The following is an 11,138-nucleotide window of genomic DNA, read 5'->3' on the forward strand; positions in this document are numbered from 1 at the left end:
CGATTAAGCCGACATTATGCCGCAGGCGCCACCGCTACAAGGCCGGGACGGTTAATCATCGGTTAATCGCCACCCGCCACTGTGCACCTCAATAGCACAGGGCAAAGGCTTATCCATGCATCGTCTGTTTTTACTTTTTACCCTCATGATCGCTGGCCTGGCCCAGGCGGGAACCAATCCATTCGATAGCAAACCCGAGTTTCTCCCGGTCGATAAAGCGTTCGCGTTTACCTCTGAACGCCTGGAGTCCGGTGAAACCCAGCTCTTTTGGCAGATCACCGACGGCTATTACCTGTACCAGAAACGTTTGAAATTCGACGGTTTGCCTGTCGCGCAGCATCCCGCGCTACCGGAAGGTGAAGCCCACAGCGACGAGTTTTTCGGTGAACAGCAGATCTATCGCCAGGGTCTTGAACTGAAGATCCCGGCCGGTGCCAGCGGTACGGTCAAGGTCAGTTACCAGGGTTGTGCCGATGCCGGATTGTGTTATCCGCCGCAGACGCAGGTCGTCGATCTGGGTGGCAAAGCGGTCACCGTTGCGGCAAACGAAGCACCGGACCAGGCATTGGCCAGCGACCTGCAACAACGGGCGCTGGGCTGGAGCCTTCTGGTGTTCTTCGGCCTTGGCCTGTTGCTGGCCTTCACGCCATGTTCGTTACCGATGTTGCCGATTCTGGCCGGGTTGATCGTCGGCAGCGGCGCCACGCCCAAACGCGGATTCGCCCTGGCCAGCAGCTACGTGGTCAGCATGGCGCTGGTGTATGCGGCGATGGGTGTCCTGGCTGCCTCCCTCGGGGCGAACCTGCAAGCCTGGTTGCAGAACCCCTGGCTGCTGGGCAGTTTCGCGGCGATTTTCGTGCTGCTGGCGCTGCCGATGTTCGGCTACTTCGAACTGCAACTGCCGGTGGCCGTGCGCGATCGCCTGGAAAACGTCTCGCGCAATCAACGCGGCGGCAGTCTGATCGGCGCCGGAGTGCTGGGCGCCCTGTCCGGCCTGCTGGTCGGCCCGTGCATGACCGCACCGCTGGCCGGCGCCCTGCTCTACATCGCGCAAAGCGGTAACGCGCTGCATGGCGGATTGATTCTGTTCGCCATGGGCATCGGTATCGGCGTGCCGCTGCTGTTGCTGGTGACCGTCGGCAATCGCTTCATGCCCAAACCCGGTGCCTGGATGAACCTGGTCAAAGGCATCTTCGGCTTCCTGTTCCTCGCCACCGCGTTGCTGATGCTGCGCCCGGTGCTGGACGAATCGCTGTGGGTTGGCTTGTGCGGTGCGCTGCTGTTGATAGCGGCCTACAGCGCCTGGAAACAGTCGGAAGGTTTCGGCCGTATCGCGCACCTGTTTGGCGCCAGTTCGTTGCTGCTCGGATTGTGGGGCAGCCTGCTGGTGATCGGGGCGGCCGGTGGCAGTGACGATCCGTTCAAGCCGTTGCAGGTCTTCCGTGCCTCGAACCAGGCGGTGGCTGCCGTGTCTGTTGGCCACGATGCCTTCACCACCATCAAGGATCCACAGGCACTGCAACGGGAACTCGACGCCGCACAGGCTCAAGGCCAGTGGGTGCTGCTGGACTACTACGCCGACTGGTGCGTGTCGTGCAAGGTCATGGAAAAGCAGGTGTTCGGCAAAGCCAATGTCCTGCAAGCCCTGAACGACGTGCGCTTGCTCCGACTGGATGTGACCGCCGACAATGCCGCCAGCCGCGAACTGCTCGGCCGTTACAAAGTGCCAGGGCCACCGAGCCTGCTGTGGATTGGCGCTGACGGTGAAGAGCGGCGCAGCCAGCGCATCACCGGCGAGGTCGATGCCGATACCTTCCTGCAACGCTGGACCAACACCCGAGACGCCCATTAATGCTGACCTTCACCCTCGGCACCTTTGCCATCGCGCTTAATCATCTGCTACTGATCAGTGCGCTGGCGCTGGCCACGTTTGTCGGCTGGCGGGTGGCCAAGCGTGGCGGCGACAACCCCGAGTCGGTGCTATTCAGCCTGTTTCTAATGGGCATGCTGGCGGCGCGAATCGGTTTCGTGGCGGCCTATTGGGCGCACTATCACAACGATCCGTGGCAGATCATCGACCTGCGCGATGGCGGTTTCCTCGCCTGGCCGGGGGTGATTGTCGTTTTGCTCGCCACACTTTATCGCGGCTGGCGTCGCCCGGGTTTGCGCCGACCATTGGGCTTTGGCGTGGCCAGTGGCCTGGCGTTCTGGTTGTTGGCGACGTTCTCCCTGTCGATTTATGAACAAGGCACACGCCTGCCGGAAATCGCCCTGCGCAATGCCGCCGGCGAAACCGTGCAATTGACCGACTACAAGGGCGGCCCGTTGGTGATCAACCTCTGGGCCACCTGGTGCCCGCCGTGCCGCCGGGAAATGCCGGTGCTGGAAAACGCCCAGCAACACCGGCCGGACCTGACGTTCCTGTTCGTCAATCAGGCGGAAAGCATGCAAAGCGTCGCGACCTTCCTCGAAACCCAGGGCCTGAGCCTGTCCAACGTGCTGTTCGACGGCGGTGGACGTCTGAGCCAGGCCGTCGGTTCCATGGCATTGCCGACTACGCTGTTCTACAGCCCCGAAGGTCGCCTGCTGGGCAGCCATCTGGGCGAGTTGTCGGACGCCAGCCTGGCCCGCGCACTGGAAAACTTCGACACTGTACCCGCCACCTCTTCAAGGAAATTGCCATGCCCCGCCTCCGCCACCTGCTGACCCTGAGCCTCGGCGCCGCCCTGCTGCACCTGCCATCGGTGCAGGCTGAAGAGTTGCCCGATGCGATCAAGAAAATCGAGGCCAAGGGCGCGAAAATCGTCGGTCAGTTCGACGCCCCCGACGGCTTGCGCGGTTATGCCGCGCAATACCAGAGCCGCGGCATGGCGCTGTACCTGACCCCGGATGGCAAACACGTGTTGCTGGGCAATTTGTATGACGCCGAGGGCAATGACCTGAGCAGCGCGCCATTGCAGAAACTGGTGTACGCACCGATGGCCAAGGAAGTCTGGGCCAAGTTCGAAACAAGCAACTGGATCGGTGACGGCAAGAAGGATGCGCCGCGCGTGGTGTACCTGTTCAGTGACCCGAACTGCCCGTACTGCAACATGTTCTGGGAACAGGCGCGGCCGTGGGTCAAGGCCGGCAAGGTGCAGTTGCGCCACATCATGGTGGGCATCATCCGCGAAGACAGCCCGGGGAAATCCGCCGCACTGCTCGCGGCCAAAGACCCGGAAAAAGCCCTGCAGGACCACGAAGCCGCTGGCAAGGGCAGCTCGCTCAAGGCCCTGAAGGAAGTGCCGCCAGCGATTCAGGCAAAATTCGCGGCCAACATGCAGTTGATGGAAGAGCTGGAGTTGCAAGCCACCCCGGCGATTTTCTACATGGACGACAAGGGTAATCTGCAACAGCAGCAAGGCGCACCTTCGCCGGACAAACTGGTGAAGATTCTCGGACCGAAATGACGCTGCTTGATCCGCACAGGTTGAGCGGCCACATGAACTGGTAATCAGACCCCGAAAGCAAGCGTGGCCACAGTCAAAATGACAGTGGCCACGCAAAACGAACTATCCCACCGCTAATCCATGTCCCACTTGCCTGCACGTCTGGTTTGGGAAACATGACTCATGAGCGCTAACTACCTCCTCACTACCACAGGTGTTTTCTTTTCGTCTTCGATCAGGTTGTAGCGATAGACTCGACCCGCTTGTTTTTCGAACGCGAAATCATTACCTGGAATCAAGTGTACTTTTTTGGTCGGCTTGCAATCATCTTCATTCTTGGCCGCACAGTCCTTGAAGGAGTCGATTACGACGACGCTATTGCCATAGTTTTTCAACTGGTAGCGATCAGCAGTGTTGTCTATTTTGGTATCAAAACGGGTATTGGCCGGACGAACGAAAAACACCATGCCATAACCGGCCATTACGTTGAAACCGGCAGACATGTCTTTTTCATAAGTTTCACGCTCAGTGTCCGAGACGGCAAACTTGTCTTCTTTTTCGGGGACGACGGGTAAAAATCGAACCCGAAAATACCGCTCTTTACTACGATCACCGGTATAGAGCAGACGTGTTCCCTGGGTACCCTTGGCTGGCACGATTAGTCGGGCCGGGCTGGCAACCAGACCATCACGGGTACTGCCTTCGACAATCTTCAAGGGCTCTTCACGGGAGTCGGCATTTTTTTCGTAAAAAATCTCCTTGATCTCGATTTTGACAAATGCCGTCGACGTTCCGCCATTATGAATTCGCTTTAAAAAGCTACTCTGATTAGCGCCCATAAAATCATAGAACGTACCAATTTGCAGACTGGGTCCGGCTTGAGCGCACATACTGAATAAAAGTGTGCACAGCGACATATAAATATATTTCATGAGTAAAGCCTCTCGCTGTAAAAACAGCCTGAGTAAGCCTCAGGCTTTGCTACTGCTATTAGATATCCGAATCGAAAGTCACATAGACGGTTCCACGATAACGGCTGCCGGATTGCATATCCTTCACTGAATCTTGCGGCACTTCAAAGTGCAATAGGCTGGGCGATTGATTGGGCGAGCCTGTAGCCTTTATATTTTTCAAGCCCTCGCCACCCAATATCAGCGGACGCCGCTCTATTGGCCGGCCCGTATCATCCACCCAGGGACTTGGCAGGCTGACACTGATGTCGACCGGTACTTGATGTGAACCGTTAGAGATCAAACAAGTATCAATTCCCAGACGCTCGCAACTGAGATCCATTTTGAACGGCGCGGAACTCAGAATGAAAAACCGCAGGTCTCCCAATAACTTCTCGGGTTTTCGCCCGTGGGTGATCCACTCCATCCAGCCGCCCTTGGGTGTCAGGTAGACCCGGTCGGCGGACATTTCGACTTTCACGTCTTGTTTTACCGCCAGGTTCAAATTGAATGTCATTGAAGGGTCATTGGCATTCAGATTGCCCATATCGAAGTCGCTACCCATGGAATAGGTATACGACCCCTGATAGTTACCAGTCATTAATTTTTCCGGTCGAACAGCCCGCAACTCGTAGTGCACGTCAAGTCTTTGCAAGGAAATGCCTGGGACTTCAAATTTTGGCCTCCTTGGGCAGGAGGTAACGTGCTCAGGTGTCAACCAGAAGGCGGTAAAATCCGTTCCATTGGCATCCGCACCTTGGGAGGTACCGTTCACTCCCAGGCAAGGAGCAATTGCTTCAGCCCATGAGGGAGACCAGAGAAAAGCATGATAATCAAACACCGGCAAACCTATCGGCATGCCCGTTATTTCTTGCGCTTTTTTACTCAAGCGATAACGGGTTCCCACTCCGGCAATGCGAATTTGAATCTCTGCCGTTTCGCCAGGAATACTCGAATGAGAAACAGTAAATGTGCGCCATCTCGCCGGAAAACCAAACGGGATCGCTTGATCAACGGGAATGCTCCCTGACGACTGGAAACTGATGTTAAAGCTGTCGCTTCGAATCTTTCTGTTGTTACATTCAGCAGGAAACTCCGTACAGTATCCGGTAACTGGAGTGTTATTGATAATCTGCGCGCTTCCCGGATTACTCGGATCCGGCCTTATTTCGGCCTGGACCTCCAATACAGCGGCATTGGATAAACCTGCATAAAACCCGCCGAGTGCCGATACCAACACCAGGCGGCTCATTAACTTGTTCATTTGACTGTCCTGTGTACGCCATGTTCTGACTGCTGTTCGATAAGTGCCTGTCAACTGGCTTTCTCAGACTTATAAGCAGCTTCGGCCAAGGTGTCGGGATGACACCGCAGATCCCCTACCATCAGCACATCATTCTCTCGACGCTGGGAGGCCGGATCGAGCCTGAACTGGCATAACAACTGACTGTCGTGCCGCACTTCGAGTGTAGGAGAATTCTCGCTAAGTTCCATGGAGAAGAACCCATCGACTTCGCTGACGCCACGACTGGCGTGGTTGATAACGTGATGGCCTTTCAAAGGCTTTCCACCCGCATCCAGCAGGCGCCCCATCACCGTCACGGTCTTCAGGATACGCACCTGGCGATAATCCACCCCACCCTTGTTCAAGTGATAGGTCGTACGCGCAGGCTGGATTGCCGCCGCAGGGACATCAGTCCCGTTGAAATCAAAATTGACCGTGCCGTTCTTGTACGCTGAAACAGGAATGAAGTTTCGTCCTGGCCGCAACGAGGCATGGGTGCCGGAAAAATCGTCGGCCCGCAGCTGGATATCATCCACGTCGCTCTCGACATCAATGATCATTCCCGCCTCCCCGTTAGTCGCCTGGCTGCTCAAGACCACGTTTTTGCCACTGACGGCCAGGGTGCTGTCCAGATTCAGGCCTCCACTGATCTGACCGTTGAAGGAAGAACGTTGCGCATGCATCGAGCCGTTGACCTGGTCAGTCTTGAAATCCGCCGTGCCCGCCTGACCTGTCCCGTACACATCCTTGCTGACGGTTGCAGAAACACTTTGCAGAACGTGATCCTTGAGGTCGCGGCGATAGGTCACGGACGCATTGGCATCCCGCCCACCATCACGCGATGTGCGCGAACCGACGCTTCCGGACACTTGATGACCGTCCGCCCCCAGCGCCAGGCGCAGGCTGATATCGATCCCGCGATTGCGCTGGTCAGCAGTGCCAACCGTGCCTGGTCGATCAAACAACGACACGCGCCAGTCAGCGTTATTGCCGAACAACTGGGCGTTGCGGCTCCAACTCAGGTCGAGGCCCAAGCCTTCGGAATAACCCTGGCTTTGAGAGACTTGCGCGCTGACCGAGTTCTTGCTGTTCAAGCGCTGATTCAAAGACAGCGACGTATTGCTGGTTTGACCGTTGTACGTGTTGCGTTGACGGATGTGTGTCCCGTCTGGCAGCACTTCGTAACTGTTGCGGGTATCCAGCCAGCTACGCTGGTGACGCAACACCACACTGCCGCCGTCGTAGTGATGCACACCTTGCACCTCGACCCCCGTGCCTTCGCCCTTGGTCTGGGAGAGGCTGCTGTAAAGGGACGTTTTCTCGCCCACCGTCCATTCGGCGGAGGTGCCCAACTGCATCTGCTCCTTGACCTGACGAGCGGAAAGCCCCAGGACAATTCGCGGATGCAGAAGGAAATTAAAGGCAGCCCCCGCCGTCATGTCGCCGTCATCGCGCTCCTGCCAATTACTCAGTAATTTGGATTCGCGACCGGCAAACAGGTTGTAGCGCCAGCGATTTTCCGGGTTGCGCCAATTGGTGGGCTTATAAACAAGCTCCGGAGTGGTAGTAATCACTTGACCGTCCTCGACCAGGCGTACTTCCACTTCGTAAATTCCGCCCGGCAACGGTCGCGTGTCGAGGGTCTGAAGGCCGCTCGCTACCTGCTGACTGTTGATCAACACGCCGTTGCGATAGATTTCCACCATCGCTTGTCGATTGGCGGTCACCGTTATGGGATAGAGACTGGGTTTGACGTTGTCGACCGCCAGGCTATCCGAACTGCCGTACATCATTCCCATTACCGTATCGGGACCAAGCCCCATTGTGCGTGCTGGTCGCGTCAGACCTTGGGCACTGGGCGTAAAGTACCCGGCACGGATGAAAGTACCCTCCAGTTCGCGCTGCATATGCAACTCATAAACAGCATGCTTGATGCCGGTATCTACCCCGGACATGCGCGAAAGTTGAGCATTGAACGTGTTAGTCCAGTTGCCCAGGCTCGCACTTGCCTCCAGGCCATATCGACCGGCCATGTTCTGCTGCTGACCGCCGCTGACATTCAGCTGATTGCGCACAATCAGACCAAGGCTGCCGCCCTCGGGTTGATCGTGAAACAATCGGGTTTGCGGGTCGCGCTCGGCGTTAGCCGTCACCAGCGACACCATGGAATCTTCAAGGCTGTAGTGAACCGACAGCAACTGCCGGGGGCATCCGCTTTTACATGCGCCCAGCGCAACACCCGGAGTCAGGAAAGCGGACCACTCGTCACGCTCACTGGAGGTCAGGTCACTGTTCCGAGTATCGGTGAAGTTGATCAATGTCACGCGCTCATCACGACTTAACAGGATCATGGCTTCGCCCAGAAACTGTTGGTCGACTTCGATTCGAACCGCGACTGGGACATCAAAAAAGAATTCATGAAAATCCGCAGGCAAGCCTTCAGCCTGCTGAAGCAAACTAACAGACTTATCCGCTGGTCTGGTTTCATTGGCGAGCGCGCCTGCGCAAACAATAAGCGCAAGCGCTCCCGCGATAGGAGTCTTCGAAAACATGGAAACGTATCTCAAGTTAGCGCTTGCGAGTGCAAGAAAGAGTGTGGCCAACTTTACTCGTCGGCCACACAGACAACACAGTGATAGCTGGAACTTAACCAGCAAACGTTATGGCGCGTCGAACATCACACGAACGATACCGGCGTAGTTACCTGCTTTATAGCCAGCGCCTGGTTTGACCGGGGTAATTTGCATAGGCGCAATGATTTCAGTCACTGCAGCATCAGCATTAACAACATCTACGGCAGTATCTTTTACCAATGCAATATTATTAAAACGAACCTGCAAATCGATAGTCTCTCCACCGGAGGTCATGCCAACCGGATCCAGCAACGTTGCCTTGATGGCCGGGTTACCAGTCCCACCGACAGCAGCACTTTTTGCCTTGAAATCACGGCTGATGCCTTCCAGTTCAGAAGTAGTGTCATTCCATACCAGGCGCTGCGGCTGAGTAACAGTGCCGTGATCTACTGGCTGCACATAAAAATCGGTGCTCGGCACGTCAGCAATCACCTGGATATCGTGAGTCTGAGGAACAGCCAGTGCAGCGGAAGAAGCAAAAGCCAGGGCAAGCACAGAAGAAGACATCGCAATTTTCTTGAACATTAAATTCACCATCTTTTAGAACATCTAAGTAATAGTGCAAGCTTCAGCCAAGCTGACGAAAGTCCGGCACTGGGTTGTTGATCAAGCAATGACGAAATGAGTCGTTGCGTTTGAACGGCGCACATCTTCGCGCTTTCTGTAGGACCGGTATGCAAGAACAATCTGCAGTATCTGTAGGATTTATCCCGCACCCCTGAAACAGAAATGCAGTCATTTCCTATCGTTTGCAGGAATCATTTTTTTGAAATGACTGGCCAGACCCAGCTGTCTAAAACCGTATTTTCAGGACGTAGGGAGTCATCAGGATATGGAAAACGGAACCGCAAGCGTGCGCATGGCCGGTGGCAACGGATAAGGGATAGGGTGTTGGCAGCCTGTGTTGACGAAACAGTCAGTCGGCCGTTTACGGAAGTCAGGCTGAAATGGACAGATCACATGGGTGAGTGCCACCCGGAAAATCCTCTCGTGATGAAGCCTGTGCTACGCACATAAAAAAGTCCCGATGCAAGGCATCGGGACTTTTTTATGCACACATGGTCAGCGACACAGGGAAACGACTATTTCCTTTGAAGGGAAACACCCAGTGCCGGATATTGAATGGTCACCCTCTCCGACTTATGACCGGTTTTATCGGAGGCCGTCACTCCAAATTCATATCGCTGCCCCGGTTGCAATCCGGTAATGGCAAACTCCGTTTCCTTTGTCGTCCCCAATTGAGTACCCTGGCCCTGATCAATTGTATAAGTAATATCACCGGAACTGTCGTACGACTCCTCCCAACTCAATATCAGGCCTAGATTGCTGGTACGCAAATTCGTAGGGGCTGTGGGTGCGGTTTCGTCCTTGATGGGGACGGTTATACAATGAGGCTCAGAAAAATAAAACTCATCATCAAAGGTACGTATGCAGTAAACATGGTCCTTTCCCTGCTGAGGATTTTTATCTGTATAGGGGGGGCGTGAAGGCGTATCGAGCAAAACCTCGTCTCGTCGTATTTCATAACCAGGCTGGCCACCATCTACTACCCCTGCATCCCAATAAAAAGATACTTCTGTGGGTGTTTGACCAAATGCTTCAAAAAATGTTGGTGCAACCGGAACGCCTCTAACTGCCGTACGTGCATTGATCAAGGTCGGCTTAGTCCTCTTGCCATCAGCACTTCTCCCACTAATAAAATAAGTATATTCGGTATTTGACTTAAGCGAGCCGTGAGTAAATGCTGTATTGGGCCCTTGATAAATCACCTGACCTGAGTTCTCGCCTGCAGAAGTAAGAAAATACTCCACTACACCTGCGCGACGTTCCCACGACAACGCTACAGTGTTTCTTGTCACATGTTCAACTTTCCAGGAAAGAGCTGACTCATCGAAACTCAAGGAAAGAGCTGACTCATCGAAACATGGCTTATTCATTTACCATCTCCACCAGAAGTAATTTTACAATCACAGTGTTTTCCATAAAAACACTCCGCACCTGTATTAATCCATAAAAAAATCTGCCAGCACACTAACAGAACTGCTAGGACACCATACAAATCACTTCCAGCTCGCGTAAATCCTTTACTTTTCACCAACTTAACACTTATCCCTCCATCAGCATCAACTTACTGACAACAGTTTCATCGCAACTTTTTTCAATTCGCACCCAACACAATAAAAAATTTTAATTCTCAACTAAAAACAAGACAAAACACTATCCACTCAGTCAGCACACACTCCCCTCCACTTACACCCGCAACCAGCCTACGAAAAAAGCGCACCGACCTGTTATTTCTTACAGGTTCCAACGACGCTGAATCGCGCTATAAAAGACTCCTGGAGTTACTCACTGCCCTCCGGGGCGCCCCTACCCCGGGAGACCAGCCATGTACACTGCGAGCCCAACCCAATTCCAACCCGGGACGCTACCTGCCAAGCCCCACAGCTATGCGGATACAGCTCAAATCCCGCCGAACCTCTCTGCCAAAGAGCAGGAAATCCTGAAGTGGTGTGCCATTGGCAAATCGTCCTGGGAGATCGGGCGGATCCTCAATTGCTCTGAGGCAGGAGTGAACTATCACTTTTGCAATATCCGCCGAAAATTCGGCGTCAGCTCGCGCTGGCTGGCACTGATCAAAGCGCTGGAAATGGGAATGATCCATTTGGAGGGAGAGGCCGAACTTCATCCAGCGGTTGCACAGATAACTCGATGAGCGTCGAAAAGGTTGTAGCGCCCTGCTGAAGGGGCAAAGCGAATACCAGCCAAAAGTCAGTTGAGGGTTTCCCCTCAACCATAGAATCTCCCACATCGGATTTTTGTCGCTCACAAAATCTGTAGC

9 protein-coding genes are annotated in these 11,138 nt (G+C 54.6%); 4 read left to right on the forward strand and 5 right to left on the reverse strand.

Features of this window, described 5'->3' with window-relative positions; genetic code table 11:
• Positions 1–115: 115 nt before the first annotated feature.
• The 3 genes from dsbD to dsbG are packed head-to-tail and all read left to right on the forward strand — an operon-like array spanning position 116 to position 3,449.
• Positions 116–1,852 carry a protein-disulfide reductase DsbD gene (gene dsbD, locus AC06G5_RS21820; protein ID WP_413423764.1) on the forward strand — a complete coding sequence of 579 codons (1,737 nt, stop codon included), beginning with the start codon at positions 116–118 and terminating at the stop codon, positions 1,850–1,852.
• Positions 1,852–2,706, forward strand: a complete 855-nt coding sequence (locus tag AC06G5_RS21825; RefSeq protein ID WP_413423762.1) for a prolipoprotein diacylglyceryl transferase family protein — start codon at positions 1,852–1,854, stop codon at positions 2,704–2,706. Before dsbD ends, AC06G5_RS21825 begins: the two co-directional genes overlap by 1 nt.
• Complete coding sequence (dsbG, locus tag AC06G5_RS21830) at positions 2,682–3,449, forward strand: thiol:disulfide interchange protein DsbG (protein ID WP_480458292.1); 768 nt, start codon at positions 2,682–2,684, stop codon at positions 3,447–3,449. Before AC06G5_RS21825 ends, dsbG begins: the two co-directional genes overlap by 25 nt.
• A gap of 173 nt (positions 3,450–3,622) precedes the next feature.
• Here dsbG and AC06G5_RS21835 read toward each other — a convergent pair whose 3' ends face one another.
• The 5 genes from AC06G5_RS21835 to AC06G5_RS21855 all read right to left on the reverse strand — a co-directional run bounded on the left by AC06G5_RS21835 (position 3,623) and on the right by AC06G5_RS21855 (position 10,233).
• Positions 3,623–4,360 carry a molecular chaperone gene (locus AC06G5_RS21835; RefSeq protein WP_480458293.1) on the reverse strand — a complete coding sequence of 246 codons (738 nt, stop codon included), beginning with the start codon at positions 4,358–4,360 and terminating at the stop codon, positions 3,623–3,625.
• Positions 4,361–4,418: 58 nt separating this feature from the next.
• A complete protein-coding gene (locus AC06G5_RS21840) occupies positions 4,419–5,642 on the reverse strand; it encodes a hypothetical protein (protein ID WP_480458294.1) in 1,224 nt (407 codons plus the stop codon).
• 50 nt (positions 5,643–5,692) lie between these two features.
• Positions 5,693–8,215, reverse strand: a complete 2,523-nt coding sequence (locus AC06G5_RS21845) for a TcfC E-set like domain-containing protein (protein ID WP_480458295.1) — start codon at positions 8,213–8,215, stop codon at positions 5,693–5,695.
• A gap of 108 nt (positions 8,216–8,323) precedes the next feature.
• Positions 8,324–8,821, reverse strand: a complete 498-nt coding sequence (locus tag AC06G5_RS21850; protein WP_480458296.1) for a CS1 type fimbrial major subunit — start codon at positions 8,819–8,821, stop codon at positions 8,324–8,326.
• Positions 8,822–9,378: 557 nt separating this feature from the next.
• Positions 9,379–10,233: a fibronectin type III domain-containing protein gene (locus tag AC06G5_RS21855; protein WP_480458297.1), complete on the reverse strand. Its 855-nt coding sequence runs from the start codon at positions 10,231–10,233 to the stop codon at positions 9,379–9,381.
• A 452-nt stretch (positions 10,234–10,685) separates the two neighbouring features.
• Here AC06G5_RS21855 and AC06G5_RS21860 point away from each other — a divergent pair, with 452 nt between their 5' ends.
• On the forward strand, positions 10,686–11,012 hold the full coding sequence (locus AC06G5_RS21860; protein WP_413423749.1) for a helix-turn-helix transcriptional regulator: 327 nt from the start codon (positions 10,686–10,688) through the stop codon (positions 11,010–11,012).
• Positions 11,013–11,138: the final 126 nt, after the last annotated feature.

Source organism: Pseudomonas sp. WT-JTC (assembly GCF_056711565.1).